Origin of the sequence: Actinopolyspora mortivallis, from assembly GCF_003001495.1 — a bacterium.
In the GTDB taxonomy this organism is placed as follows: domain Bacteria; phylum Actinomycetota; class Actinomycetes; order Mycobacteriales; family Pseudonocardiaceae; genus Actinopolyspora; species Actinopolyspora mortivallis_A.
On the sequence record NZ_PVSR01000001.1, the window covers coordinates 263,677 to 289,761 of the forward strand.

General features: G+C 68.6%; 22 protein-coding genes and 1 pseudogene. 19 read left to right on the top strand and 4 right to left on the bottom strand.

Annotation, left to right across the window (positions count from 1 at the left end):
- Positions 1-29 precede the first annotated feature (29 nt).
- The 4 genes and pseudogenes from CEP50_RS01230 to nusB form a co-directional block, all read left to right on the top strand.
- Positions 30-1,160 (top strand): glycosyltransferase family 2 protein, encoded by a 1,131-nt coding sequence (locus CEP50_RS01230; protein ID WP_106112049.1) that lies wholly within the window; start codon positions 30-32, stop codon positions 1,158-1,160.
- A gap of 565 nt (positions 1,161-1,725) precedes the next feature.
- Positions 1,726-2,835, top strand: coding sequence for an aminopeptidase P family protein (locus CEP50_RS01235; protein ID WP_106112050.1), 1,110 nt, complete (start codon positions 1,726-1,728; stop codon positions 2,833-2,835).
- A gap of 94 nt (positions 2,836-2,929) precedes the next feature.
- A complete protein-coding gene (gene efp / locus CEP50_RS01240) occupies positions 2,930-3,490 on the top strand; it encodes an elongation factor P (protein WP_106112051.1) in 561 nt (186 codons plus the stop codon).
- 75 nt (positions 3,491-3,565) lie between these two features.
- Positions 3,566-4,003 (top strand): annotated as a pseudogene (gene nusB / locus CEP50_RS01245) (transcription antitermination factor NusB); the annotation flags it as partial.
- A gap of 375 nt (positions 4,004-4,378) precedes the next feature.
- Here nusB and bldD read toward each other — a convergent pair.
- The gene (bldD, locus tag CEP50_RS01250) at positions 4,379-4,867 is read right to left on the bottom strand and encodes a transcriptional regulator BldD (protein WP_017975994.1); all 489 of its coding nucleotides are present in this window, start codon (positions 4,865-4,867) and stop codon (positions 4,379-4,381) included.
- Between the two features lie 262 nt (positions 4,868-5,129).
- On the opposite strand from bldD, the gene pyrR reads away from it, so the two are divergent.
- The 12 genes from pyrR (at position 5,130) to metK (ending at position 18,448) form a co-directional block, all read left to right on the top strand.
- Entirely contained in the window at positions 5,130-5,807 is a 678-nt protein-coding gene (pyrR, locus tag CEP50_RS01255; protein ID WP_106112053.1) for a bifunctional pyr operon transcriptional regulator/uracil phosphoribosyltransferase PyrR, read from the top strand.
- Positions 5,807-6,739 (top strand): aspartate carbamoyltransferase catalytic subunit, encoded by a 933-nt coding sequence (locus CEP50_RS01260; RefSeq protein WP_106112054.1) that lies wholly within the window; start codon positions 5,807-5,809, stop codon positions 6,737-6,739. The genes pyrR and CEP50_RS01260 overlap by 1 nt, the downstream gene beginning before the upstream one ends.
- On the top strand, positions 6,736-8,079 hold the full coding sequence (locus tag CEP50_RS01265; RefSeq protein WP_106112055.1) for a dihydroorotase: 1,344 nt from the start codon (positions 6,736-6,738) through the stop codon (positions 8,077-8,079). Before CEP50_RS01260 ends, CEP50_RS01265 begins: the two co-directional genes overlap by 4 nt.
- Positions 8,076-8,639, top strand: a complete 564-nt coding sequence (locus CEP50_RS01270; RefSeq protein ID WP_106112056.1) for a PH-like domain-containing protein — start codon at positions 8,076-8,078, stop codon at positions 8,637-8,639. The genes CEP50_RS01265 and CEP50_RS01270 overlap by 4 nt, the downstream gene beginning before the upstream one ends.
- Entirely contained in the window at positions 8,636-9,757 is a 1,122-nt protein-coding gene (gene carA, locus CEP50_RS01275) for a glutamine-hydrolyzing carbamoyl-phosphate synthase small subunit (RefSeq protein ID WP_106112057.1), read from the top strand. Before CEP50_RS01270 ends, carA begins: the two co-directional genes overlap by 4 nt.
- Positions 9,757-13,119 carry a carbamoyl-phosphate synthase large subunit gene (gene carB / locus CEP50_RS01280; protein ID WP_106112058.1) on the top strand — a complete coding sequence of 1,121 codons (3,363 nt, stop codon included), beginning with the start codon at positions 9,757-9,759 and terminating at the stop codon, positions 13,117-13,119. The genes carA and carB overlap by 1 nt, the downstream gene beginning before the upstream one ends.
- Positions 13,116-13,961 carry an orotidine-5'-phosphate decarboxylase gene (gene pyrF / locus CEP50_RS01285; RefSeq protein ID WP_106112059.1) on the top strand — a complete coding sequence of 282 codons (846 nt, stop codon included), beginning with the start codon at positions 13,116-13,118 and terminating at the stop codon, positions 13,959-13,961. The genes carB and pyrF overlap by 4 nt, the downstream gene beginning before the upstream one ends.
- Before the next feature lie 517 nt (positions 13,962-14,478).
- A complete protein-coding gene (gene mihF, locus CEP50_RS01290) occupies positions 14,479-14,796 on the top strand; it encodes an integration host factor, actinobacterial type (RefSeq protein ID WP_026448910.1) in 318 nt (105 codons plus the stop codon).
- Complete coding sequence (gene gmk, locus CEP50_RS01295) at positions 14,793-15,398, top strand: guanylate kinase (protein WP_106112060.1); 606 nt, start codon at positions 14,793-14,795, stop codon at positions 15,396-15,398. The genes mihF and gmk overlap by 4 nt, the downstream gene beginning before the upstream one ends.
- Before the next feature lie 180 nt (positions 15,399-15,578).
- The gene (gene rpoZ / locus CEP50_RS01300) at positions 15,579-15,893 is read left to right on the top strand and encodes a DNA-directed RNA polymerase subunit omega (protein WP_019853685.1); all 315 of its coding nucleotides are present in this window, start codon (positions 15,579-15,581) and stop codon (positions 15,891-15,893) included.
- On the top strand, positions 15,890-17,140 hold the full coding sequence (gene coaBC, locus CEP50_RS01305; protein WP_106112061.1) for a bifunctional phosphopantothenoylcysteine decarboxylase/phosphopantothenate--cysteine ligase CoaBC: 1,251 nt from the start codon (positions 15,890-15,892) through the stop codon (positions 17,138-17,140). The genes rpoZ and coaBC overlap by 4 nt, the downstream gene beginning before the upstream one ends.
- Positions 17,141-17,245: 105 nt before the next feature.
- Complete coding sequence (gene metK / locus CEP50_RS01310; RefSeq protein WP_106112062.1) at positions 17,246-18,448, top strand: methionine adenosyltransferase; 1,203 nt, start codon at positions 17,246-17,248, stop codon at positions 18,446-18,448.
- A 67-nt stretch (positions 18,449-18,515) separates the two neighbouring features.
- On the opposite strand, the gene CEP50_RS01315 is transcribed toward metK, so the two are convergent.
- Positions 18,516-19,787 carry a serine hydrolase domain-containing protein gene (locus tag CEP50_RS01315; protein ID WP_106112063.1) on the bottom strand — a complete coding sequence of 424 codons (1,272 nt, stop codon included), beginning with the start codon at positions 19,785-19,787 and terminating at the stop codon, positions 18,516-18,518.
- Between the two features lie 93 nt (positions 19,788-19,880).
- Positions 19,881-20,342 carry a tRNA (cytidine(34)-2'-O)-methyltransferase gene (locus CEP50_RS01320; RefSeq protein ID WP_106112064.1) on the bottom strand — a complete coding sequence of 154 codons (462 nt, stop codon included), beginning with the start codon at positions 20,340-20,342 and terminating at the stop codon, positions 19,881-19,883.
- A gap of 151 nt (positions 20,343-20,493) precedes the next feature.
- On the opposite strand from CEP50_RS01320, the gene CEP50_RS01325 reads away from it, so the two are divergent.
- The gene (locus CEP50_RS01325) at positions 20,494-22,515 is read left to right on the top strand and encodes a primosomal protein N' (RefSeq protein ID WP_258174642.1); all 2,022 of its coding nucleotides are present in this window, start codon (positions 20,494-20,496) and stop codon (positions 22,513-22,515) included.
- Positions 22,516-22,521: 6 nt separating this feature from the next.
- Here the strand turns inward: CEP50_RS01325 and CEP50_RS01330 are convergent, their stop codons facing one another.
- A complete protein-coding gene (locus CEP50_RS01330) occupies positions 22,522-23,604 on the bottom strand; it encodes a polysaccharide deacetylase family protein (protein WP_258174644.1) in 1,083 nt (360 codons plus the stop codon).
- Between the two features lie 158 nt (positions 23,605-23,762).
- Here CEP50_RS01330 and CEP50_RS01340 point away from each other — a divergent pair, with 158 nt between their 5' ends.
- Together CEP50_RS01340 and def are read left to right on the top strand one after the other, a co-directional pair.
- Positions 23,763-25,403: a putative glycoside hydrolase gene (locus CEP50_RS01340; protein ID WP_258174646.1), complete on the top strand. Its 1,641-nt coding sequence runs from the start codon at positions 23,763-23,765 to the stop codon at positions 25,401-25,403.
- A 143-nt stretch (positions 25,404-25,546) separates the two neighbouring features.
- A complete protein-coding gene (gene def, locus CEP50_RS01345) occupies positions 25,547-26,083 on the top strand; it encodes a peptide deformylase (protein WP_106112069.1) in 537 nt (178 codons plus the stop codon).
- Positions 26,084-26,085 lie beyond the last annotated feature (2 nt).

Below are 26,085 nucleotides of genomic sequence, written 5' to 3' on the forward strand. Positions count from 1 at the left end.
CTGGTAGGCAATATAATCTGGATGCCGAAATGACCTCTCCGTCACGTAGTATAGCTATTATAGCGAAAAACGAAGAACGCTGTATCGGACGATGCCTTGATAGTATAGTTGGTATTGGTTTCGATGATGTTCTCGTTGTAGATACAGGATCAACGGATGCCACAGTGGATATTGTGGAAGGTTATTTTTCAACCGGTGTCCGATTGGTCAATATTCGCTGGACGGGGTCGTTCGCGCAAGCCAGGAACTTCGCCATCGATATGGTTGCACCAGGGTGGTTAGTGTTTATTGATGCTGATGAATGGCTGAGTCCGGAATCAGCCATTCATCAGCATCTGGACGAAGTCGATAAACTTGATGATATAACCCAAACAGCTTTTGCGCCTACTATTAAAGATATTGATCGGACTAGTTATGTCGACGACATTCCGCGAATATTTCGAACCGATAGCGGAATTCGTTATCATGGGCAGGTTCACGAGTATTTGGTAGTAAGTGGGATTAAATATTCGCCGGTTGACGTTTTTTCTATACCCGTCACTTTCTTTCACGATGGTTATAGTCCTGGGGTGATGGAGCATCGTGCGAAGATGGAAAGAAATCGGTCTTTGCTCGAAGAGGCTTTGGCTGAAGAGCCTGATAATCCGCGTTGGCTTTACTTTATGCTTCGGGATACCCTTCCTATACTAACGGAAGTACAGATTTTAGAGTTGTGCAAGAGGCTATCTTTTCTTGCTGAAAATACAGAATTAGTTACTGGCGGTGATCGTATTGGAGCGCTTACGTATTATAGACGTGCGCTACGACTTGCCTGTTATGCACTTGTCAGTCACCAGAGCTGGAACACAGTAGAATACCTTTGTAGCGAAATGGATTCATTGGATGGAATGTTGAATCCTGACTCTTGTTATTTTCGTACGATAGTAAAGATACTAAATCACACAGAAAGCGATAGTGATCTACAAAAAGCTATCAAGATACGTAATTCTGATCATAGTGTTTCTATGAGTACAATTAGCGATAAAGGGAGGCATTTAGATGCTGTATTAGCGATTCTTCTGGAGCGTAGTTATGACAAGGAAACAGCAGAAAAATACCTTGGTTTGTGTGAAATTTGGAATGATGCGTTCTTTGAGGATACAAGGTTGCGTACCGCTTGAAATTTTAATAAATATTGGAGGTTATTCACTCATTTTTGGTCAGATATTTTTGAGTCGATTATTCTGGGGAGTTGGATTGGATCCGAGTGAGCGTGGAGGCAGGCAGCGTGTGGATGAAAAAGGTCGTCGTCCCTTCGGCCGATTGATTAGTTGAACACCGTTCACAGATTTACGTAGTCGTTGATCAAGCGGACTGTCTCTGGCAAGAGGCCTCTTGGTGTTCAATGCCCCTGATAGGCTCGGATTTATTCTTCTGGTGCTAGCTCTGTCCGAACACCCGAGTCGCTGCGCTCCTGACGATGTCACCCAGGCAAGCTGCGCATAGACAAGATTTCCAATACTCCGGAACATTCCACTAGTTGTATCAGTATCCAATCGCACTCAGTATTGCCGCAGTGAATCTACCAATTCTATCATATTCGGCTATATTGCCAGCCTCGCCCGTCCTCCCTCGGACGATCCGCGCCCCGAGGAACGCTTCGTGTGAGCGCGGTGGCTCCCTCCTGCCCGCGTTTCGGTGCCAACCACGCACGCGAGCCGGCACGCGGCCACTAAGCTGCCAAGCATGCCCGAAACACATGTATACCGCAGGGACGCCCTGCGCGGCCGTCTGCGCGACAGCGAGGTGGACGCCATACTGGTGACCGACCTGCTCAACATCAGGTATCTCACCGGATTCACCGGTTCCAACGCCGCACTGCTGGTGCACGCCACCGATACGGCCGATTCCGAAGGCCGTACGGTGTTCTGTACCGACGGCCGCTACGAGACCCAGGCCGCTTCCCAGGTGCCTGAGCTGGAGCGGGTCATCGATCGAGCGAGCGCGCGCGAGCTCGCCGGACGTATCGAGTCGCGTATCGACGACTATCGGCGGGTTGGTTTCGAAAGCCACCACGTGACCGTGGACGGGCTGGACGCGCTGGCCGGCGCGGCCCCCTCGGCCGAAATGGTGCGTACACCGGGATTGATCGAGCGGTTAAGACTGGTCAAGGACGAAACCGAGATCGAGGCGCTGCGGAAGGCCTGTGCCGCCGCGGACCGGGCACTGGCGGAACTGATCGAGCACGGTGGGCTGCGTCAGGGGCGTACCGAACTCGAAGTGGCCCGCGAGCTCGAAAGCCGCATGCTGGACAACGGCGCGGAGGGGCCCTCCTTCGAGACGATCGTGGCCACCGGGGCCAACTCCGCGATCCCGCACCACCGGCCGACCGACACCCGACTGGCCGCCGGGGACTTCGTGAAGATGGACTTCGGGGCCCTGGTGGAGGGATACCATTCGGACATGACGCGTACGCTGGTACTCGGCGAGCCCGCGGACTGGCAGCGCGAGATCTACGATCTCGTGGCCGAGGCCCAGGCGGCCGGGCGCGCGGCCGTTCGGCCCGGGGCCGACGTGCGCGAGGTCGACTCGGCCGCGCGTGAGGTGATCACCGGTGCGGGATACGGGGAGCAGTTCCTGCACGGTCTGGGACACGGGGTCGGACTGGAGATCCACGAGGCACCGGCGTTGTCCCAACGCGGGGAAGGTACCATCGAGGCCGGGATGGCGGTCACCGCCGAGCCCGGTGTGTACCTGCCGGGGAGGGGCGGCGTCCGCATCGAGGACACGCTGGTCGCGCGTGCGGACACGCCGGAGTTGCTCACCTTGACGACGAAGGAGTTGCTCGTCATCTAGGTGCGGCAACGCGCGCTCGAAGCCGCTCATCGATCGCGCGACAGCTCGAATCGGCGAAGTATCTGCACCCTGCACCACAGGAGAGACTCCGACCGTGGCCACTACGAACGACCTGAAGAACGGACTCGTGCTCAACATCGACGGCCAGCTCTGGACCGTCACCAGCTTCCAACACGTCAAGCCGGGCAAGGGCGGCGCCTTCGTGCGCACCACCCTGAAGAACGTGCTCTCCGGCAAGGTCGTGGACAAGACCTTCAACGCCGGGGTCAAGGTGGAGACCGCCAACGTCGACCGCAGCGAGATGACCTATCTCTACAACGACGGTACCGACTACGTGTTCATGGACCCCGAGACCTACGACCAGATCAGCGTCTCGCCGGAGACGGTGGGCGACGCGGCCGGTTACATGCTGGAGAACAGCACCGTGACCCTGGCCCGGCACGAGGGGGAGCCGCTCTACGTGGAGCTGCCCGCCTCGGTCGAACTGACGGTCGCCCACACCGACCCCGGTGTGCAGGGAGACCGTTCCACGGGCGGCAGCAAGCCCGCCGAGCTGGAAACGGGTGCGACCGTCCAGGTCCCGCTGTTCATCGAGACCGGGGAGAAGGTCAAGGTGGATCCGAGGGACGGCCGCTACCTGGGGCGGGTCAAGTGACCGCCCTTCGCAGTTCGAACGGCCGACCGGTTCGGTCGTGCAGCAGCGAGCCGCGCGCCAGAAAGAGGGTATGAGTTGGGCGAACGTAGCAAGGCCCGCAAACGCGCGGTGGAGGTACTGTACGAAGCCGACTTGCGGGAGATGGATCCGCGGGAACTGCTCCGGGAACGTGTCGGGTCGACCGAGGCCCCCGCTGTCGGGGACTACGCCGTGACCCTGGTCTCCGGGGTTTCCGAGCACCGTGACCGTATCGACGAACTGATCGTCGAGTACTCCGAGGGCTGGGCGCTGTCCCGGATGCCGGTGGTCGACCGGTCCGTGCTGCGACTCGGTTTCTTCGAGATGCTCTGGGGGGACGGGATCCCACCCGCGGTGGTCATCGACGAGGCCGTTCAGCTCGGCAAGGCGTTGTCCACCGACGACTCGCCCCGGTTCATCAACGGTGTGCTCGGCAGACTGGCCGGTATCGACGAGCGGGAGCGTGTCGCCCTGCGGGGGCGGGACACCGAGGCCCCGGCCGCCGAGGAGGGGGAGGCCGCCACGGCCGGGGAGAACTACTCCCCGGCGGAGTCCTCGACCGACGTCGGGACCACCGGTGGTCTTCGGGAGGGTGACTGAGCCGCCGGCGCGCGGCCGTCCGGATCCTTCGCGCGTTCTCCCCGCGGCGGAGCCGCGTACCGGCCTTCCGGCACGAGCGTGGACGCGACACACCGAGCCCGCCTCCGCGACCGACGGAGGCGGGCTCGACTCGTTCGTGCGGGCGTCGGATTCAGCGGAACCGACGTGCCCGCCTCGGGGCGGAACCGACGTCGGACACACGGGGGCCCGTTCGTGGCGGTCTCCGCCCGCCCGGACCCGCATCCGGGGCCGGATGCGGGTGTGGGGTCGTCACTCCTCGTGCGACGGGCGTGCCTCGGGAGGAAGCACTCCCCAGTCGATGAGCTGCTCGGTGAGTTCCCCGGGCGACATGTCGTAGATGATGGCCAGGGAACGCAGGTCCTCGGTCCGGATGGACAGGACCTTGCCGTTGTAGTCCCCCCGCTGGCTCTGGATCGTGGCCGCGTAGCGGGCCAGCGGTCCGACCTTCTCGGCGGGGAGCTGTTGCAGCCGCTCCAGATTGATGACGACCTTGGTCGCGGGTTCCGCGGTGGAAGGAACACGGCCCTCCGGGAGGAGTTCGGCTACCGGAACGCCGTAGAAATCGGCCAGTTCGGCGAGTTTCTGCACGGTGACGGCGCGGTCACCTCGTTCATAGGACCCGACGACCACGGCCTTCCACCGCCCGCCTGACTTCTGCTCGACGCCGTGCAGCGAAAGACCCTGCTGCTGGCGGATAGCGCGGAGCTTGCTGCCCAGCGCCTTGGCGTAGTCGCCCATGTGGCGTTTCTCCGTTTCATTCGCCCCGTCAGCCTAGTTCCAGTTGCCGGGGAGGAACGCTCTGTGTTGATACGGAGAGTAATAATCGCTCGCGAGCGTCATCAGGTCAAGTTGCTCTCGGTGTGAGTGTGGCACGAATCCCGCTACACCACCCCGGCGATTGACCCCCCGACGCTGATAGCGTACAGGGCAAGCCCGGCGGTTGCCGGGGTCCTGGCGTCCTTTAACGGCCCGTCCAGTGAGGCGGGGAAGGAGGTCCTCCGTGGCGTCACGCCCATCGGCGGGCGCGGCGGTTCCGGCCGAAGAACGTGAGTTGCTTTCGGCTGAAGACGTCGCGCGCACTGTCGCCCGAATAGCCCATCAGATCATCGAGAAAACCGCGTTGGACAGTGGCGGCAGCCACGTCGTCCTGCTCGGTGTCCCCACCAGAGGCGCCCCGCTCGCCCGACGCATCGCCGAACGCGTTTCCGCCTTCACCGGAGTGCGCCCGCCCGTGGGCGCGCTGGACATCACGCTGTACCGGGACGACCTGCGCAAGCAGCCCAATCGCCCCATCGAGGCCAGCAGCGTCCCCGTGGAGGGAGTGGACGACGCGCTGGTGGTGCTGGTAGACGACGTGCTGTTCTCCGGACGCACGGTTCGCTCCGCGCTGGACGCGTTGCGCGACCAGGGACGTCCCCGCGCCGTCCAGCTGGCCGTGCTGGTGGACCGCGGACACCGCGAACTGCCCATCCGGGCCGACTACGTCGGCAAGAACGTGCCCACCGCGCGCAGTGAGGACGTGGCGGTGCGGCTCACCGAGGTGGACGGTGCCGACTCCGTGCTGCTGCGTCGCCCCGCCTCCGGACGGAGTGACGAGTCCGCTGCGGAGAACGGAACGGGCGAGGCCACGAACGAACCGGACCCCGGTGAGGCCGGTCCGGCCGGAAAGGAACAGTGATGCGGCACCTGCTCACGGCCGAGGAGTTGGACCCGGAGACCGCGAGCGCCGTACTCGACACCGCCGACATGCTCAAGAGCACCCTGCTCGGCAGGGAGGTCCGCAAGCTGCCGACACTGCGCGGGCGCACCGTGATCACGATGTTCTACGAGAACTCCACGCGTACCCGGGTGTCCTTCGAGGTGGCCGGCAAGTGGATGAGCGCGGACGTGGTCAACGTCTCCGCCTCCGGATCCTCCACCGGCAAGGGGGAGTCGTTGCGGGACACCGCGCGGACGCTCTCCGCAGCCGGTGCCGACTGCGTGATCCTGCGGCACCAGGCCTCCGGGGCTCCCCAACGGATCGCCGAGTGGCTGGACCCCACCGGCACCAGGGTCGTCAACGCCGGTGACGGGATGCACGAACATCCCACCCAGGCACTGCTGGACGCGGCGACCCTGCGTGAACGGCTCGGCGGCCTCGCGGGCCGCAGGATCGGCATCGTGGGGGACCTGCTGCACAGCAGAGTGGCCCGCTCCAACACGCACCTGCTGCGCACGCTCGGGGCGGAGGTGGTGCTGATCGCGCCGCCGACCCTGGTCCCGGAGGGGGCGCGGAACTGGGGAGTGGAGGTCACCCACGATCTCGACTCCCAGCTGCCCGGTCTGGACGCCGTGATGGCGCTGCGGGTGCAGGCCGAGCGGATGCACGGAGGGTTCTTCCCCACCGAACGGGAGTACTCGGTCGGCTACGGACTCAACGCGGCCCGCACGGCGAAACTGCCCGAGCACGCCGTGGTGCTGCACCCGGGACCGATGATGCGCGGAACGGAGATCGCGCCGAGGGTGGCGGACTCCGCGCGGGCCGCCGTCGAACAGCAGGTGCGCAACGGTGTGCACGTGCGGATGGCGGTGCTGTACCACCTGCTGGCCGGAGAGGAGAACACGGCGTGAACGGTGTCGAACGGACCGGCCGGGCACGGTTGCTGCTGCGTTCGGTGCGTCCCTACGGGGCGGAGGAACCGGTGGACCTGCTGGTCGGCGAGGACGGAAGGATCGCCGACATCGGCGAGCTGGAGGAGACGGACGCCGCCGAGGTCCTCCACGCGGACGGGGCGGTGGCGTTGCCCGGTTTCGTGGATCTGCACACTCACCTGCGCGAGCCGGGGCGGGAGGACGCCGAGACGATCGAGAGCGGCTCGGTCGCGGCGGCCCTCGGCGGCTACACCGCCGTGTTCGCCATGGCCAACACCGACCCGGTCGCCGACAACGCGGTGGTCGTCGAGCACGTGCGCCGCCGCGGCGAAGAGGTCGGGCTGGTCGACGTCCACCCCGTCGGAGCGGTGACCGCGGGGCTGGGCGGACAGCGGCTGGCCGAGATCGGCTCGATGGCCCGCTCCGCCGCCCGGGTGCGGTTGTTCTCCGACGACGGCAACTGCGTGGACGACCCGCTGCTGATGCGGCGGGCTCTGGAGTACACCAGCGCCTTCGGCGGCGTGGTGGCCCAGCACGCCCAGGACCCCGGACTCACCCCGGGGGCCCAGGCCCATGAGGGGGCCAACGCGGCCCGCCTCGGGCTGGCGGGCTGGCCCGCTCCCGCCGAGGAGTCCGTGGTGGCCAGGGACTGCATGCTGGCCGGGCACACGGGAGGCTCGCTGCACGTCTGCCACGTCTCCAGCGCAGGGACGGCGGAGTTCCTGCGCTGGTGGCGCTCCCGCCCCGGCGGCGGCTCCGTGTCCGCCGAGGTCACCCCGCACCACCTGCTGCTCACCGACGAGCTGCTGGAGGGCTACGACCCGCGCTACAAGGTCAACCCGCCGTTGCGCACCGACGAGGACGTGCGGGCTCTCCGCGAGGCGCTCGCCGAGGGGGTCGTCGACTGCGTGGCCACCGACCACGCCCCGCACGCCGAGCAGGACAAGGACTGTGAGTGGTCCGCGGCGCGCCCGGGGATGCTCGGACTCCAGACGGCCCTGTCGGTGCTGGTGCACACCATGCTCCGCCCGGGGCTGTTGGACTGGCGCGACCTCGCCCGGGTGCTCAGCGAGGCTCCCGCCCGCATCGCGGGGCTGGACGACCAGGGACGCCCACTGGAGGTCGGCGAGCCGGCCAACATCGCCCTGGTGGACCCGCAGGCGGAGTGGACCGTGCGCGGCGAGGAACTGGCCGGAACCGCGCTCAACACCCCCTTCGAGGGGATGACCCTGCCCGCGAGGGTGACGGCGACGATCTCGCGCGGCCGTGTGACCGCGCGGGACGGCAGGACGCAACCGTACGGGGGGGTGCTCCGATGACACGGACGCTGTGGGTGCTGGCACTGGCCCTGGCCGCCCTGGTGGTGCTGTACGCGATGCGACGCGGCTGGACCAACCGCGCCGCCCGCCACGCGGACCTGCCCGCCCTGCTGCCCGGGGTGCCCGAGGGGTTGTCCGAGGAGGACGAACTGCTGCCCTCCGTGGCCGGACTCTACGTGGGCACCACGGTGGCGGGTGACTGGCAGGACCGGGTCAGCGCGGGCACGCTCGGCCACCGCGCCGGAGCGCGACTCCGGCTCCACCGCACGGGGCTGCTCGTGGAACGGGCCGGATCCGAGCCGCTCTGGATACCGACCTCGGCCCTGCGCGACGCGCGGGTGGACCACAAGTTGGCGAACAAGGTGGTTCCCGGCGTCGGAATGCTGGTGGTCACCTGGAAGCTCGGGGACCACCTGCTGGACAGCGGGTTCCGCCCCGAAGGGGCGCAGGACCCGCACCAGTGGGTGCGCGCCCTGCACGCGCTGGTGCCCGCCGAGACCCCCGATTCCCCATCCGAGCACGACGACGAGGCCGCGATGTCGCGGCAGGAGGAGACATGACCGCGCAGACCCCCGCCGCCCTGGTGCTTGAGGACGGGCGGATCTTTCGCGGCGAGGCTTTCGGCAGCGAGGGCTCTTGCCTCGGTGAGGTCGTATTCAGCACCGGCATGACGGGTTACCAGGAAACCCTGACCGACCCGTCCTACCACCGCCAGATCGTGGTCTCCACGGCCCCGCAGATCGGCAACACCGGGTGGAACGACGAGGACGACGAGTCGCAGCGCATCTGGGTCGCCGGCTACGTGGTGCGCGACCCCGCGCGCAACCCCTCCTCCTGGAGGGCGAGCAGGTCCCTGCCCGAGGAACTGCGCAGGCAGGGCGTGGTGGGAGTGTCCGGCGTGGACACCCGCGCGCTCACCCGCCACATCCGCGAGCGGGGCGCCATGCGGGCCGGGATCTTCTCCGGGGCCGCCCTGGGCACCGACCGGGAGATGATCGACCGTGTCAACGCCGAACAGGGGATGCTCGGCGCCGATCTGGCCGGTGACGTGAGCACGGACGAGCCCTATGTGGTGCCCGCCGTCGGGGAGCGTCGTCTCACCGTCGCCGCGCTGGACCTGGGGATCAAGTCCAACACCCCGCGGCTGATGGCCGAACGGGGGATCGAGACCCACGTGCTGCCGCTGTCCACCCCGTTCGAGCGGATCCGGGAGCTGGCCCCCGACGGCGTCTTCCTGTCCAACGGGCCGGGGGACCCGGCCACGGCCGAGCACGCGACCGAACTGACCAGGCAGGTGCTGCGGCACCGGATGCCGCTGTTCGGGATCTGCTTCGGCAACCAGATCCTGGGCCGGGCCCTCGGCCGCGAGACCTACAAGCTCCCCTACGGCCACCGCGGCGTCAACATACCGGTCATCGACGCCGAGACCGGACGGGTGGCGATCACCGCGCAGAACCACGGTTTCGCCGTGCGCGGTGAGCCCGGCGAGCGTTTCGACACCGAGTTCGGCCGGGCCATGGTCAGCCACCACTGCGCCAACGACGGAGCCGTCGAAGGACTGCGGCTGCTGGACACACCGGCGTTCAGCGTGCAGTACCACCCCGAGGCCGCCGCGGGCCCGCACGACGCGGCACCCCTGTTCGATTCCTTCGTACGAATGATGAGCGAGGCACGCTGATGCCCAAGAGGACCGACATCAACCACGTTCTGGTCATCGGTTCCGGCCCGATCGTGATCGGCCAGGCGTGTGAGTTCGACTATTCTGGTACCCAGGCCTGTCGGGTGCTGCGCTCCGAGGGCATCCGGGTGAGTCTGGTCAACTCCAACCCGGCGACGATCATGACCGATCCGGAGTTCGCCGACTCCACCTACATCGAACCGATCACCCCGGAGTTCGTCGAGAAGGTCATCGACGCCGAGCGCCCCGACGCGCTGCTGGCGACCCTCGGTGGGCAGACCGCCCTGAACACCGCCGTGGCGCTCTACGAGCGGGGGGTGCTCGCCAAGTACGGGGTGGAGCTGATCGGGGCCGACGTCGAGGCCATCCAGCGCGGGGAGGACCGGCAGCGGTTCAAGGACATCGTGCGCTCGGTGGGGGGCAGCGTCCCGGAGAGCCGGGTGTGCACCACGATGGAGCAGGTCCGGGACTTCGTCGCCGAACGCGGTCTTCCCGTGGTGATCCGCCCCAGCTTCACCATGGGCGGGCTCGGCTCCGGCATGGCCCACACCCACGAGGAACTGGAGCGGATGGCCTCGCTGGGGCTGACCGAGTCCCCGGTGCACGAGGTGCTCATCGAGGAGAGCGTGCTCGGCTGGAAGGAGTACGAGCTGGAGCTGATGCGGGACCACGCGGACAACGTGGTGGTCATCTGCTCCATCGAGAACGTGGACCCCATGGGGGTGCACACCGGCGACTCGGTCACCGTCGCCCCGTCGATGACCCTGACCGACCGCGAGTACCAGCACATGCGCGACGTCGGTATCGACGTGCTGCGCGAGGTCGGTGTGGACACCGGAGGGTGCAACATCCAGTTCGCCGTGCACCCGAGCACGGGCCGCATGGTGGTCATCGAGATGAACCCGCGGGTGTCGCGCTCCTCGGCGCTGGCCTCGAAGGCCACGGGCTTCCCGATCGCCAAGATCGCGGCGAAGCTGGCCATCGGCTACAGCCTCGACGAGATCCCCAACGACATCACGGAGAAGACCCCGGCCAGTTTCGAGCCCACGCTGGACTACGTGGTGGTCAAGGCCCCGCGTTTCGCCTTCGAGAAGTTCCCCGGGGCCGACACCGGACTGACCACCACGATGAAGAGCGTCGGCGAGGCCATGGCCCTGGGCCGGAACTTCACCGAGGCCCTGGGCAAGGCGATGCGTTCGCTGGAGTCCTCCCGCGCGGGGTTCTGGACGGTACCGGACCCGGCCGGAGCCACGCTGGACTCCACGCTGGACGAGCTCGCCACCGGCCACGAGGGCAGGCTCTACACCGTGGAGCGGGCGCTGCGGATGGGGGCCACCGTGGCCCAGGTGCACGAGGCCTCGGGCATCGACCCCTGGTTCATCGACCAGATAGCCGGGCTGGTCGAGCTCAGGGAGGAGATGCTGGCCGCCTCGGTGCTGGACGCGGACCTGCTGCGCCGCGCCAAGCGCGCCGGCCTGTCCGACCGCCAGATCGCCGCGCTGCGGCCCGAGCTGGCCGGGGAGTACGGGGTGCGTTCGCTGCGCCACCGGCTCGGGGTGCGCCCGGTCTACAAGACCGTCGACACCTGCGCGGCCGAGTTCGCCGCCTCCACGCCCTACCACTACTCCGCCTACGAGTCGGACCCCGGGGCCGAGTCCGAGGTGGAACGCCAGCAGGAACGCCCCAAGGTGATCATCCTGGGCTCCGGGCCCAACAGGATCGGCCAGGGCATCGAGTTCGACTACTCCTGCGTGCACGCGGCCATGGGGCTGGGTAGCGCCGGCGCCGGCTACGAGACGGTGATGGTCAACTGCAACCCCGAGACCGTCTCCACCGACTACGACACCTCGGACCGGCTGTACTTCGAACCGCTGACCTTCGAGGACGTCCTGGAGGTGGTGCACTCCGAACAGGCCTCGGGAACCGTGGCCGGGGTGGTGGTGCAGCTGGGCGGCCAGACCCCGTTGGGACTGGCCCAGAAGCTCTCCGACGCGGGTGTGCCCATCGTCGGCACCCCGCCGGAGGCCATTCACCGGGCCGAGGACCGCGGGTCCTTCGGCGAGGTGCTGTCCAGGGCGGGACTGCCCGCACCGAGCTACGGCACGGCCACCTCCTTCGAGGGAGCCAAGCGGATCGCCGACGACATCGGTTACCCGGTGCTGGTGCGCCCCTCCTACGTGCTCGGCGGTCGTGGGATGGAGATCGTCTACGACGAGAGCTCGCTGGAGAACTACATCGCCAGGGCCACCGAGGTCAGCCCCGAGCATCCGGTGCTGGTGGACAACTTCCTCGACGACGCCATCGAGATCGACGTGGACGCGCTGGCCGACGGCACCGAGGTCTACATCGGCGGAGTGATGGAGCACATCGAGGAGGCCGGTGTCCACTCCGGCGACTCGGCCTGTGCGCTGCCCCCGATCACCCTCGGCCGCCAGGACGTCGAGAAGGTCCGCCGGTGCACCGAGGCACTGGCCGAGGGCATCGGGGTGCGCGGCCTGCTCAACGTGCAGTACGCCCTCAAGGACGACGTGCTCTACGTGCTCGAGGCCAATCCGCGTGCCTCCCGGACGGTGCCGTTCGTGTCCAAGGCGGCGGGAGCGCCGTTGGCCAAGGCCGCGGCCAGGATCATGTTCGGCGCCGAGATCGCCGAACTGCGGGCCGAGGGAATGCTTCCCGCGCACGGGGACGGTGCGGACCTGCCGCCGGACGCGCCGGTGGCGGTCAAGGAGGCGGTGCTGCCCTTCCACCGCTTCCGCACCCCGGAGGGGCACGGTGTCGACTCGCTGCTGGGGCCGGAGATGAAGTCCACCGGCGAGGTCATGGGCATCGACACCGCCTTCGGCCACGCCTTCGCCAAGTCGCAGAGCGGTGCCTACGGTTCGTTGCCGACCTCGGGCAGGGTGTTCGTCTCGGTGGCCAACAAGGACAAACGGTCCATGGTCTTCCCGGTCAAGCGCCTGGCCGACCTCGGGTTCGAGATCTGTGCCACCACGGGAACGGCCGAGGTGCTGCGGCGCAACGACATCACCTGCGCCGTGGTCCGCAAGCACAACGAGGACCCGCACGCGGATGGTGCCGGGGAGTGGGACGGTTCCGCCGACCGTGACGTGATCGATCTCATCAGGGCCGGTGAGATCGACATGGTGGTCAACACCCCCTACGGGAACCCCGGGCCCCGGGTGGACGGTTACGAGATCCGCACCGCGGCCGTGTCGCGCGACATCCCGTGCATCACCACGGTGCAGGGTGCTGCCGCGGCCGTACAGGGCGTCGAGGCCGCGATCCGCGGCAACATCGGTGTGCGGCCGTTGCAACGGTTGCAGGCGGCGCTGCGGAGCCAGCGGACTGGTGAGGGGCGATGACGGCGGTACAGGCTGCTTTCGGACAGCGACTCGGTGAGGCCATCGCGGCGCGGGGACCGCTCTGCGTGGGGATAGACCCGCATCCGGCGCTGCTGCACGCGTGGGGGCTGGAGGAGACTCCGGCCGCCCTGGAACGCTTCGCCATGACGGTGCTGGAGGCCGTCGCCGCCGAGGTCGCGGTGCTCAAACCGCAGTCGGCCTTCTTCGAGACCTACGGTTCGCGCGGTGTCGCCGTGTTGGAGCGTGTGGTCGCCGAGGCCAGGCAGGCCGGGGCGTTGGTGGTCCACGACGTCAAGCGCGGTGACATCGGTTCGACCATGACCGCCTACGCCAACGCCTACCTCGGGGACGGTTCCCCGTTGGCGGGGGACGCGATGACGGTCTCGCCCTACCTCGGCTACGGATCGCTGGCTCCGGCGGTGGGTATCGCCTCCCAGACCGGGCGCGGGGTGTTCGTGCTCGCCCGCACCTCCAACCCCGAGGCCGTCGGGCTGCAACGCTCGGCGACCTCCGAGGGAAGAACGGTCGCGCAGTCCGTCGTGGACGCGGCGGCGGAGAGCAACGCGGGGGCCGAGCCGATGGGGCACGTGGGGGTGGTGGCCGGGGCCACCATCCGCCCCGGCGAGCTCGACTTCTCGGGCCTGAACGGGCCGATCCTCGCTCCCGGTCTGGGAGCCCAGGGGGGCACCGTGCACGGACTGCGGTCCATGTTCGGTTCGGCCCTGCCCCACGTGGTGCCCGCCGTCGCCAGGGACCTGCTGCGGCACGGCCCGGACGTGCGGGAACTGCGCACCGCGACCAGGAGGATGAGCGAGGACCTCGCCGCGGCCGTCGGGGGCTGAGCAGTCCCGGTGTGCGCTCCGATTCCGACCACAGGGGCACGTTTCGCGGTGATATCGAACACGTGCGTGGCCACCCGAGTGTTCTCGCGCACTTCCGGCTACCCGGTTTCCCGGGGGCTCCGGGCCCCTCACGCGGCCGGAGGGGGCTCCGCCGCGGGCGGTTCCCCCGCTCCCCGCGTGAGGGGCGGTCGCTGTGTTGTCGTGCGGTTTCGCCGCGCGGTCGTGCCCGTGATCGGGTGTGGCCACCCCGGTGACCCGCTGAGCGACCTCCTGGTGCCCGGAAATCGGACAGTTCGGAACAGTTTTGCCCCGGGTTAGTGCACTTCAGCGCGGTTGTTGGTAGTACTTGCAACGGCCGGTGCTCGTCAGAGCCTTGGGCGAGTCACCTGACAAGGCCGGGCGACGGGAGAGCGCCACGCGGCCGACCCGACAAAGGTGGACCCCGCCTCGTAGCGATCTGACCTGGGTCGGTACCGTCGCCGCACCGATCAAGAAAACCCACATCACGGAGGACATGGTGGCCCTTCCCCAGCTGACCGAGGAGCAGCGGGCTGCGGCACTCGAAAAGGCGGCTGCCGCCCGTCGCGCCCGCGCTGAGCTCAAAGAGCGCCTCAAGCGCGGTGGGACCAGCCTGGCCGAGGTCTTGGACAGTGCTGACAACGACGAGACTCTCGGCAAGATGAAGGTTTCCGCGCTGCTGGAGGCCCTTCCCGGCGTGGGCAAGGTCCGCGCTCAACAGATCATGGAGCGGCTGGAGATCGCCAACAGCCGCAGGCTGCGTGGTCTCGGTGAGCGTCAGCGCAAGGCGCTGCTCGCCGAGTTCGACGCGGCGTGATCCACGCGGATGACGGTGTGCGACCGGGGCGTGCCGCTGCCGGCACCCCCCGGCTCACCGTCGTGTCCGGTCCCTCCGGTGTCGGCAAGTCGAGCGTGCTCGCCGAGTTGCGCGAACGGGCACCGGAGGTCTACTTCAGCGTGTCCGTGACCACGCGACCTCCCCGGGCGGGAGAGGTCGACGGGGTGGACTACCACTTCGTCGACCGAGCCGAGTTCGAGCGCATGGTCGCGGACGGTGAGATGCTGGAGTACGCCCAGTACGCGGGCAACTACTACGGCACGCCGCGTGCGCCCGTGGAGCGGGCGCTGGCCTCCGGGCGGCCCGCGGTGCTGGAGATCGAGCTCCAGGGGGCGCGTCAGGTGCGGCGCAGCATGCCCGAGGCGCGGCTGGTGATGCTCCTGCCGCCCTCCTGGGACGATCTCGTGGGCCGGCTGACCGGACGTCGTACGGAGGACCCGGAGGTCCTTCGACAGCGGCTGGACACGGCCCAGGCCGAGCTCGCGGCGAGTTCCGAGTTCGACGCCACCGTGGTCAACGCCGACGTGCGGGAAGCGGTGGACGAGTTGGTACGATTGATAACCGGTCCAGCTTCCGGTTAGCGGCGGACTCCCGGTCGGCCGCCCCGGGCGGCCGACCGAGTGGGTCGTGGAGACGCCGTGCGCGGACTCCTCCGCCGCGGACCGGTCGGCCGATGGGCCGGAGTCGTCCGGTGGGTTCGCCGAGTCGACGTCCCTGATCGACGAACCCGATCGCCGTCGGAGAGCACAGGAGCCACGCACGTGAGCATTCCCAACTCGCTGGCCGCCTTTTCCGGCGGCCAGTACCCCAAGCCCGAGTCCCGTACGAACACGGTGGCCGAGGGCATCACCGATCCGCCGATCGACGATCTGCTGGACAACGTCAGCTCCAAGTACGCGCTGGCCATCTACGCGGCCAAGCGGGCCAGGCAGATCCAGGACTACTACGCCCAGCTCGGTGAGGGACTGCTGGAGTACGTCGGTCCGCTGGTCGAGCCCGGGCCGAGGGAGAAGCCGTTGTCCATCGCCCTGCGGGAGATCCACGCGGGCGTGCTGCAGCACTCCGAGGGCGCGTGAGCGAGGACGGCGCCTCCGACGGCGCACGGGTCGTCCTCGGCGTGAGTGGCGGCATCGCCGCCTACAAGGCGTGTGAGGTGCTGCGCGGACTGACCGAGAGCGGCCACGAGGTCCGGGTGGCCCCCACTCGAGCGGCCCTGAGGTTCGTCGGCTCGGCCACCTTCGAGGCGTTGTCCGGGAACCCGGTGCGGACCGACGTGTTCGAGGACGTTCCCGAGGTGGCCCACGTGCGGCTGGGGCAGCGGGCCGACCTGGTGGTGGTGGCTCCGGCCACCGCGGACCTGATCGCCCGGGCGGCCCACGGTCTCGCCGACGACCTGCTCACCTCCACGCTGCTCACCGCGCGGTGCCCGGTGCTGCTCGTGCCGGCGATGCACACCGAGATGTGGGAGCACCCCGCCACCCGTCACAACGTGGCGACCCTGCGTGCCCGGGGTGTGGTGGTCGCCGAACCGGCCAGCGGGCGGTTGACCGGAGTCGACTCCGGCAAGGGGCGACTGCCCGATCCGGACGAGATCGTGGATCTGGCGCGGCTGCTGCTGGCCGACCCCGCGGCTCTGCCCCGGGACCTCGAAGGGCGCAGCGTGGTGGTCTCCGCTGGAGGTACCCGGGAGCCGTTGGACCCCGTGCGTTACCTCGGTAACCGTTCCTCCGGCAGACAGGGGTTCGCGCTCGCCCGGGTCGCGGCCCAGCGTGGTGCCGAGGTCACCCTGGTCGCCGCGAACACCGCCGATCTTCCGGTTCCCGCCGGCGTGGAGCTGCGCCGGGTGGAAACGGCCGAACAGCTGCGCGGCGAGGTCTTCGCCGCCGCATCCGGGGCCGATGCCGTGGTGATGTCGGCGGCGGTGGCCGACTTCCGACCGGCCGAGCACGCGGCCCACAAGATCAAGAAGACCGGTTCGGATCCCGCCCCGGTGGAACTGGTCCGGAACCCGGACGTGCTGAGCGAGCTCGTCGAGGCCCGTCGTACGGGGGCTCTGAGCACCGGCCTGGTGGTCGGCTTCGCCGCCGAGACCGGGGATCCCGACACGGGTGTGCTGGAGCACGGTGCGGACAAACTGGCCCGCAAGGGCTGCGACCTGCTCGTGGTCAACGCGGTCGGCGACGGCAGGGCCTTCGAGGTCGAGGACAACGCGGGGTGGCTGTTGGCCTCCTCGGGCGAACGACGTCCGCTCCCGCACGGAGCGAAGTCCCTGCTCGCGTCCAGAGTGTGGGACGCTGTGGGCGGGCGGTTCGTCGGGAACTGAGTTCTGCCCGTAGGCTGAACAGCGTAATCACACGGGGCCGTGACTCGCCGCGTGCCACGCGGACAGGTGGCCCACCAGACCGTTCTTCGTGTGGCGAGGTGTCCGATGGGACCTGACCAGCGCAGGTTGTTCACCAGTGAGTCCGTGACCGAGGGCCACCCGGACAAGATGGCCGACTCGATCAGCGACGCCGTCCTGGACGCGATGCTGGCCCAGGACCCCCGCTCCCGCGTGGCGATGGAGACCATGGTCACCACCGGCCAGGTGCACCTCGCCGGCGAGGTCACCACCGAGTCCTACGTCGACATTCCCGGCATCGTGCGGGAGAGGGTTCTGGGAATCGGCTACGACAGTTCGGCCAAGGGTTTCGACGGCAACTCCTGCGGCGTCAACGTCTCCATCGACGCGCAGTCCCCGGACATCGCCCAGGGGGTCGACACGGGGTACGAGTCCCGCGTCGAGGGTGCCATCGACGAGATCGCCCGGCAGGGCGCCGGTGACCAGGGGCTGATGTTCGGTTACGCGTGTGACGACACCCCCGAGCTGATGCCGCTGCCGATCGCCCTGGCCCACCGGCTCTCCCGGGGGTTGACCCGTGCGCGGCAGTCCGGCACGTTGCCCTATCTCCGCCCGGACGGCAAGACCCAGGTCACGGTCGAGTACGCGGGGGACCAGCCGGTCAAGCTGGACACCGTGGTGGTCTCCACCCAGCACTCCGAGGAGGTGGACCCGGACGAGCAGGTCGCCTCCGACGTGCACCGGCACGTGGTCGCTCCGGAACTGTCCGATCTCTCCCTGGAGGCCTCCGACACCCGCCTGTTGGTGAATCCGACGGGTCGGTTCGTCACGGGTGGTCCGATGGGGGACTGTGGTCTGACGGGTCGTAAGATCATCGTGGACACCTACGGGGGTATGGCCCGGCACGGTGGTGGCGCGTTCTCGGGTAAGGACCCGTCGAAGGTGGACCGTTCGGCGGCGTATGCGACCCGGTGGGTGGCCAAGAACGCGGTGGCCGCGGGGTTGGCCAGCCGGATCGAGGTGCAGACGGCCTATGCGATCGGGAAGGCCGCGCCGGTGGGTCTGTTCGTGGAGACCTTCGGTACGGAGAACGTGGATCCGGTCAAGATCCAGGCGGCGATCAACGAGGTGTTCGATCTGCGTCCGGCGGCGATCACGCGGGATCTGGACCTGTTGCGGCCGATCTACGCGCCGACGGCGGCCTACGGGCACTTCGGGCGTACGGACGTGGACCTGCCCTGGGAACGCACCGACCGGGCCGAGGCGTTGCGCTCCCTGGCGGAGCTCTGAGGCTCCCGCCGGTCCGGTGGGACGCCGGGGCGGGCCGGGGTGTGGTGCCGTGCCCCGGCGTGCCGGATCAGCGGACCCGTGCCGGGGTCGGGGCGAGTGGTTCCGGAGTGGTGACCTTGGTGGAGTCGCCGCCGCACAGCGCCTCGTTCTGCAGTGCGCCCAGCTCCCGGTCGATCGGGTGCGGCAGTGGCTGTCCGTCCTCGTCGAGCCGCTGGTAGTCGGTCAGGTTCACCCCGTAGCTCAGCTGGTCGGTTCCGTCCGCGCTGTGCAGGGACAGGGTGACCATGCCCCAGGTCTGGCCGTCGTGGCCCCACAGTGGACCGCAGTCGCCCGCCTCGACGCGCATCAGTCCCAGCCCGTAGCGCAGCGTGGGAACGTCCGGGACCGCCACGGTGCGCCGCATCTCGGCGAGGGTGTCCTCCTTCAGTAGCCTCCCTCCGAGCAGGGCCCGGTAGAACCGGTTCAGCTCCTCCGGGGTGGAGATCAGCGCTCCGGCGGTACCCGCCCAGGTCATGTTGTACACGCTGTACTCGCCGCGCCGCTCCGGTACGTGGTGCAGGGCCTCGTAGGCCTTGCTGTGCGGTCCGGCGATGACCGGGTTGGCACCGGGGAAGTAGGTGTCGTGCAGGCCCAGCGGGCGGATGATCTCCCGTGTGACGTAGCGCTGTGGCGACTGCCCGGTGACCTTCCGGAGCAGTTCGCCGGCGAGGACGTAGTTGGTGTTGGAGTAGGACCAGCGCGCTCCCGGTTCGTTCGTCGGGGGTTGGTCGAGACCCATCCTGATCAGCTCCCCGGGGGTGCGGTAGTGGAACCTGTTGCGGTCCAGGTCCCGTGGGGAGTTCTCGTAGAAGGAGCCGAAGATCACTCGGACGTAGTCGGCGATGCCGCTGGTGTGGTTCAGCAGCATGCGGACGGTGACGCGCTGTCCGCGCTCACCGGGTACCAGCTCGGGCAGGTACCGTCCCACCGGCGCGTCCAGTTCCACGTTTCCCCGCTCGACCTGACGGAGCACGGCGGTGGCGACGAACGTCTTGGTGACACTGGCGACCCTGTGGTGGAAACCGGCCCGCAGTGGCCGTCCCGTGCGGGTGTCGGCGACCCCGGCGGCCTCGGCCGCGCTCCGACTCCCGTGGCGTACCGCCGCCTGTACGCCCGGCATCCCCGCCTCGTGGACGGCGTCGAGCCGCCGCCGCAGCTGTTCACCGAGGTTCGGGGAGTGGTCCGTCTCCCGCTCTCCCGGCGGGGTGGCTCCGGCCGCCCCGAAAGGTCCCGTCAGGCCGAGCAGCGTGACCACGGCCAACGCGACCAGCCCGCGCCACGTTCGGTGGAATCCGCGCACGATGTCCTCCTCATCCGTCGTGATCGCTGCCGATTCAACCCGATCACGGCGACGCGGGAGGTGGTTGCCTCCGATCTCACTCGAAGGGAGGAGTCAGGGCATGGCGAACCCCTGCTGCCGCCAGGCCTCGTAGACGGCGACGGCGGCCGAGTTGGCCAGGTTCATCGAACGGATCCCCGGAAGCATCGGAATGCGCACCCGCACGGTCTCCGGCCCGGAGTCCAGTGCCTCCTCCGGCAGACCCACCGACTCGGGGCCGAAGAGCAGCACGTCCCCCGGCTGGTATCCGACGGTCTCGTAGGAACACCGCGCCTGGGTGGTGAAGGCCAGCACCCGCCGGGGAGCCAGCACGTCCCAGGCGTCCTCCAGAGTGTCGTGCACCCGCAGGGCGGCCTTGTCGTGGTAGTCCAGTCCGGCGCGTCTCAGGTCCGCGTCGTCGACCCGGAAGCCCAGCGGGGCGATCAGATGCAGCGTGCTGCCCGCCCCGGCCACCATGCGGATGGCGTTACCGGTGTTTCCGGGGATCTCGGGGTGGTAGAACACGACGTGGAACACGCGGATCCTTTCCAGGGGCCGACAACCGCCACCGTCGGGTCATCCTAAGGAGTTCCCGTGGGCCGCTCCGCCCGGGTGGTGTGCCGTGACGGCGGACGGGCGGGGAGTCGGTAGGGTTCCCGCCGGTCCGTACCGGTGAGGGGGAGGTCGCGTGTCGAGGTCGAAAGCCGCGGGGGGCAGGGGGGGATCCCGGAGCGGTAGCCGGGTGCCCGCCGCCGAGCTGCCGGTGGCGAGGGTGCTCGTCGACGTGTCACCGCACCACCTGGACCGGCCCTTCGACTACCTGATCCCCGCGCGGTGGGACGCGGAGGCCGTGCCGGGATGTCGTGTCCGAGTGCGGTTCAACGGCAGACTGCTGGACGGCTTCCTGCTCGAACGGGTGGCCGACTCGGAGTACGCCGGCCGGCTGTCCTGGTTGCAGCGGGTCGTCTCCACCGAGCCCGTGCTGTCCGGACGGACCCTGGAGCTGGTTCGGGCTGTGGCCCGCCGCTACGCGGGGACGATGAGCGACGTGGTGAGCCTGGCCGTTCCTCCCAGGCACGCCGGGGCCGAGAACGAGCCCGCCGGTCAAGCCGCCTCCACCCCCGTCGCGCCCTCCCACACGGGATGGGGCGGGTACGAGAACGGACGGACCTTCCTGGAGGCCGTCCGCGCGGGCAGGCCCGCCCGCGCGGTCTGGCAGGCGCTGCCCGGCGAGGACTGGGCGAGGAGGCTGGCCGAGCTGGCCGCCACGGCCGCCTCGGCGGGGCGGGGCACGGTGGTGGTGGTTCCCGACCAGCGCGATCTGGACAGGCTGAGCGAAGCCTGCACCGAGCTGCTGGGGGCGGGCCGTTTCGTGGCGCTGTCCGGGGAGTTGGATCCGGCCGAGCGGTACCGCCGCTGGCTGGCGGTGCACCGGGGGAAGGTACGCACGGTGGTGGGAACCCGGGCGGCCGTGTTCGCCCCGGTGGTCGAGCCCGGTCTGCTGGTCGTCTGGGACGACGGGGACGAGCTGCACGCCTACCCCCGGGCTCCCTATCCCCACGTCCGCGACGTGCTGACCCACCGTTCCCACGCGGCGGGCGCGGCGCTGCTCGTCGGAGGGTTCGCCCGGACCGCCGAGGCCGGTCTGCTGGTGGAGTCGGGCTGGGCCCGCGAGATCGTGGCCCCGCGCCCCACGGTGCGCGCGCGGGCTCCCCGGGTCACCGCCGTCGGCGAGGACGACCGCCAGCTGGAACGGGATCCGGACACCCGGGCGGCGCGTCTGCCGGCCGTGGCCTTCGAAGCCGCCAGGAACGCCCTGCGGGAGGAACGGCCGGTGCTCGTGCAGGTCCCCCGCAAGGGGTATGTGCCCGCCCTGGCCTGCGCGGGGTGCCGGGAACGCGCCCGGTGTCGGCACTGCGGTGGGCCGCTGGCCGTGCCGGAACGCCCCGGAACGGGGGCCACCCCGGTCTCCTGCCGCTGGTGCGGACACGGGGAGGCCGGTTTCCGCTGCGACAACTGCGGCTCCGACAGGCTGCGCGCGATCGTGGTGGGAGCCAGCCGCACGGCCGAGGAACTGGGAAGGGCCTTCAGCGGGGTCGTCGTGCGCACCTCGGGAGGGGGACGGATCCTGGACAGGGTGCCGTCCGGTCCGTCACTGGTGGTCTCCACTCCCGGTGCCGAGCCTCCCGTCGCGGGGGGCTACGGGGCGGCGTTGTTGCTGGACGCCCGTGCCCTGTTGTCCCGCCCCGAGCTGCGGGCGGGTGAGCAGGCACTGCGGCTGTGGCTGGCGGCGGCGAGCCTGGTGCGCCCCGCCGACCGGGGTGGCCGTGTGGTGGTACTGGCGGACTCCTCGTTCACCCAGGTGCAGGCCCTGGTGCGGTGGGATCCGCGCTGGTACGCCTCGGTGGAGCTGGCCGCCCGGAACGAGCTGGGGTTCCCTCCCGTGAAACGGGTCGCCTCGGTGGACGGTTCCCCCTCGGCCGTGAGCGCCCTGCTGGAGCGCATCCGACTCCCCGAGGAGGCGGAGGTGCTGGGGCCGGTCCCACTGGAGGAGGACACCGACTCCGGGCCACGCGAACGTGCCCTGGTCCGCGCCCCCCGGCAACAGGGGCGCGCCCTGGCGGACGCCTTGTGGACGGCGCAGGCCGCGCACGCCCGGAGCGGCGGTGACCCGGTTCGGGTCCGGCTGGATCCGCTGGAGCTGATCTGAGCCGGGTCAGTAGGCGTTGAACTCCCGCTCGGACTCCGTGGCCGGGGTGACCGAGCTGTCGGCCGGGTAGGAGACCACCGAGGGGTCCCCGTCCGATGTGTACCTGCGGGAGGGCTCCGCGGCGAGTTTGTCCAGCCAGGCGGTCGAGCCGAGTTCCGCCCCGGAACCGGAGTCGCCCTGGGAACGGATCCGGGGCACGTTCAGCGGGTCGAACCCGGCCGCGTGGGGAGAGGGTGCCGGACGCGCTCCGACCAGCAGCACCGCGTCGTGGTGGTAGCGCGTTCCCCGCGACTCCCCGCTGCGGGCCAGTTGTTCGCTGTCCGGATGGACACCGCGCGGCAGGGCGAACGTGCTCACCTCGGCGTCGGGGACGGCGTCGAGGATCTCGCGGCGCATCCCCGCGATCTGGTGCGTCACCTCGGAGGCGGAGACGGTGGACAGGGTAGGGTGGTCCAGGGTGTGGTTGCCGAGTTCGAACCCGTGTTCGTGCAGCCACCGCAGCTTCCGCTCGGCGTGTTCGCCACCGAACGGTGGGTTGGTGATGTAGAAGGAGGCCACGGGGCGGAAGTCCTCGTGGGAGGCGGCCACATCGCGAAGGATCGCCACGGCCGTGTCCTCCGCCGGTTCCCCCTCCTCGTTCAGCCGGAACTGGCTCTCCGCGGCGTCGTCGAAGGTCAGCACGACCGGGTGTTTGCCCGCGGGAACGTCCATCCGCCCGGTGGCGTACTCGGCGGTGGTCACCGGGACGTAGTCCTCCTCGGCCAGTCTGCGCAGTTCGGCGCGGAACTGTCGCGGGGTGCGGTCGTAGACGCTCGTGGGTTCGGGGGTGATCCGGTGGTACATCAGGACGGGGATCTCCCCGAGTTCGTTGGCCCCCACCTCGGACGGTGCCGGAGTGGTGGGGGACGGTGCGGGTGTGGAGTCCGGTGTCGACGGCCGGGAGCTCTCCGCGCGGTCGGCCTCCGAACTCCCGGGCGAGGCGCAGCCCCCGGCGAACAGGAGTCCGACGGAGACGGACAGCGCGAGCAGCGCACGCGGGCGCGGGATGCTGTGACGAGTGGACTGTCTTGCTCGGTGGGAACCCCTCATGAATTCCGAACTGTAGACAACATTGGCCCGGTTTTGGTTACTCCATGCCGGGCATTGTCCGAATTGTTGGTCACTGTCACCGTGGAATACGACGTTTTGTCGCGATCTGCGAGCGGCACGGCGTCGGCTTACCGTGGTGATTCAGGTGAGGTGACACGATGGTTGAACCGACGCCAGAAGAAAAAGACAACATCAACATTTCCGGCGGAACGGAGTCGGAGAGGCCCCCTCGCAGGCGTTCCCGTTCTTCCTGGTTCAGGATTCTGCTGAGCGCGGCGGGGCTGCTCGTCGTGGTCGGGGGAATCTGGGTGGCTTATCTGACGAACGAGCAACGGCCCACAGTGTCCGGTCTTCCCGACCACCCGGTGCGTCCGGCGGACGTGGCGGAGCAGGGGATCGAGGTCCGGGCGGAGTCCCCGACGGACATCACCGCCACGGTCGACGGAAACCCCGTCCCCGTCAGCGTGAACGACGAGGGGGCCGTGTTACGTCCCGGAGAGCTCTCCGAGGGTGAGCACCGGCTCCGGGTCGAGCTGAGATCCGGTTCGCTGCCCTGGAACCGGACCCTGCAACGGGATTTCACGGTGGACGCCACCGCGCCGGAGCTGGAAACCCCTGACAGCGTCACCGGCGAGTCCTTCTCCGCGCCGGTGACCGTGGAGGGACGTGCCCGGGGGGCGGACTGGATCGAGGTCGCCGGCCAGCGGGTCAGCCCCGACGAATCCGGGCGGTTCAGCAGGGAGCTCGACGACCCGCCGGCCACGGTCACCGTGACGGCCGGGGACCGGGCGGGCAACAGCTCCTCCGCCGAGGTGCGGGTCGAGATGGACCACCCCGGTATGCGCGCGGTGCACATGAGCGGCATGGCCTGGGCCAGCGACCAGCTGCGCGAACCGGTGCTGCGGATGGCCCGCGAGGGGCGCATCGACACCGTGGAACTGGACCTCAAGGACGAGAGCGGTGAGGTCCAGTACGACTCCGGGGTGCCCCTGGCCGAGCGGATCGGCGCGGACAAGGGCTACTTCGACGCGAGGAAGACGGTCGAGCAGCTGCACGATCTCGGCGTCCGTGTGGTGGGCAGGCTGGTCGCCTTCAAGGACCCGGTGCTGGCCGAGGCGTCCTGGAAGTCCGGCCACCGGGAGCGCGTGGTGCAGACCCCGGGCGGGGGTCCCTACAACGGTGGCTACGGGGACTACTCGTTCACCAACTTCGCCAACCCGGTGGTTCGGGACTACAACGTCGACATAGCAGAGGAGGCGGCCCGGCTCGGCTTCGACGACATCCTCTACGACTACGTCCGCAGGCCGGACGGTGACATCGACAGTATGCGTTTCACCGGCTTGGACTCGACCCCCTCGGAGAGCATCGCGGGTTTCCTGCAGCAGACCCGTGACCGACTTCGCGGTCACGACACTCTTCTCGGAGCTTCGGTGTTCGGAATCACGGTCAACCGGCCCGAGTCGGTGGGGCAGAACATTCCCAGAATCGCCTCCTACGTGGACTACGTGGCCCCGATGATCTATCCCTCCCACTGGGGTGCCGGTGAGTACGACGTGGCCGATCCGAACAACGAACCGTACAAGATCGTGAATCGTTCCCTGCGGGACTGGCAACGCGCCGTCGAGGGCACGGGAGCCGAGGTGATTCCCTGGTTGCAGGACTTCAGTCTCGGGGTGCACTACGGACCGGACAAGGTTCGGGCGCAGATCGAGGCGACCAGGGCGAACGGGATCGACTCGTTCCTGTTGTGGTCACCCTCCTGCCGGTACACGGCCGAGGCGCTGACGGCCACTCCCTGAGAGACCTCGCGGGAGGTTCCGCTCGTGCTGTGGGGCCTGTCGGGAACGGGTCACCACACTCCCCGCGCCGGGAGTGTGGTGACCCGTTCCTTCCGTGAGGGGGTACTACACTGGCCGACAACGTTCTGACGGCGGGGGAGCGTGTGACTGTCCGGCGGATCGGCAGGTTCGGGGATCCGGCCCTGCGACGGGCGAGTGTCGAGGTCGTCGATGTCGACCGGCGGTTGCGGGCGTTGGTGCGTGATCTGTGGGAGACCATGGAGGAACGGGGCGGCGCCGGACTCGCCGCTCCCCAGCTGGGCGTGGCGCTGCGGGTGTTCACGTACCATTGCGACGGTTACGCGGGTCATCTGGTCAATCCCTCGTTGTGGTGGTCCGGGGAGGAAACGCGGGACGGGCCGGAGGGGTGCCTGTCCGTGCCCGGGCTGTTCCGCAGATGCCGTCGTCGTCGGTTCGTGGTCGCCCGTGGCTGGAACATGTACGGGGAACCGGTGGAGGTGAGTGGCTCCGAGCTGTTGGCGCGGTGTCTGCAGCACGAGGTCGACCACCTCGACGGGATACTGTTCCTGGACCGGCTGGACGAGCGGGAGCGTGGCAGCGCGTTTCGTGCGATTCGCGCGGCTTCCTGGTTCGACGGTTCCGGAGTGGTGGTCGGACAGGATCCGCACTCGTCGTTCTGAAG

Excerpts from the sequence above, each read along its gene's own strand:
- CEP50_RS01260 (WP_106112054.1), top strand. The coding sequence starts at position 5,807 with ATGCGGCACCTGCTCACGGCCGAGGAGTTGGACCCGGAGACCGCGAGC.
- CEP50_RS01235 (WP_106112050.1), top strand. The coding sequence starts at position 1,726 with ATGCCCGAAACACATGTATACCGCAGGGACGCCCTGCGCGGCCGTCTG.
- CEP50_RS01270 (WP_106112056.1), top strand. The coding sequence starts at position 8,076 with ATGACACGGACGCTGTGGGTGCTGGCACTGGCCCTGGCCGCCCTGGTG.
- carA (WP_106112057.1), top strand. The coding sequence starts at position 8,636 with ATGACCGCGCAGACCCCCGCCGCCCTGGTGCTTGAGGACGGGCGGATC.
- carB (WP_106112058.1), top strand. The coding sequence starts at position 9,757 with ATGCCCAAGAGGACCGACATCAACCACGTTCTGGTCATCGGTTCCGGC.
- bldD (WP_017975994.1), bottom strand. The coding sequence starts at position 4,867 with ATGGGCGACTACGCCAAGGCGCTGGGCAGCAAGCTCCGCGCTATCCGC.
- CEP50_RS01230 (WP_106112049.1), top strand. The coding sequence starts at position 30 with ATGACCTCTCCGTCACGTAGTATAGCTATTATAGCGAAAAACGAAGAA.
- metK (WP_106112062.1), top strand. The coding sequence starts at position 17,246 with ATGGGACCTGACCAGCGCAGGTTGTTCACCAGTGAGTCCGTGACCGAG.
- CEP50_RS01330 (WP_258174644.1), bottom strand. The coding sequence starts at position 23,604 with ATGAGGGGTTCCCACCGAGCAAGACAGTCCACTCGTCACAGCATCCCG.
- pyrF (WP_106112059.1), top strand. The coding sequence starts at position 13,116 with ATGACGGCGGTACAGGCTGCTTTCGGACAGCGACTCGGTGAGGCCATC.
- CEP50_RS01340 (WP_258174646.1), top strand. The coding sequence starts at position 23,763 with ATGGTTGAACCGACGCCAGAAGAAAAAGACAACATCAACATTTCCGGC.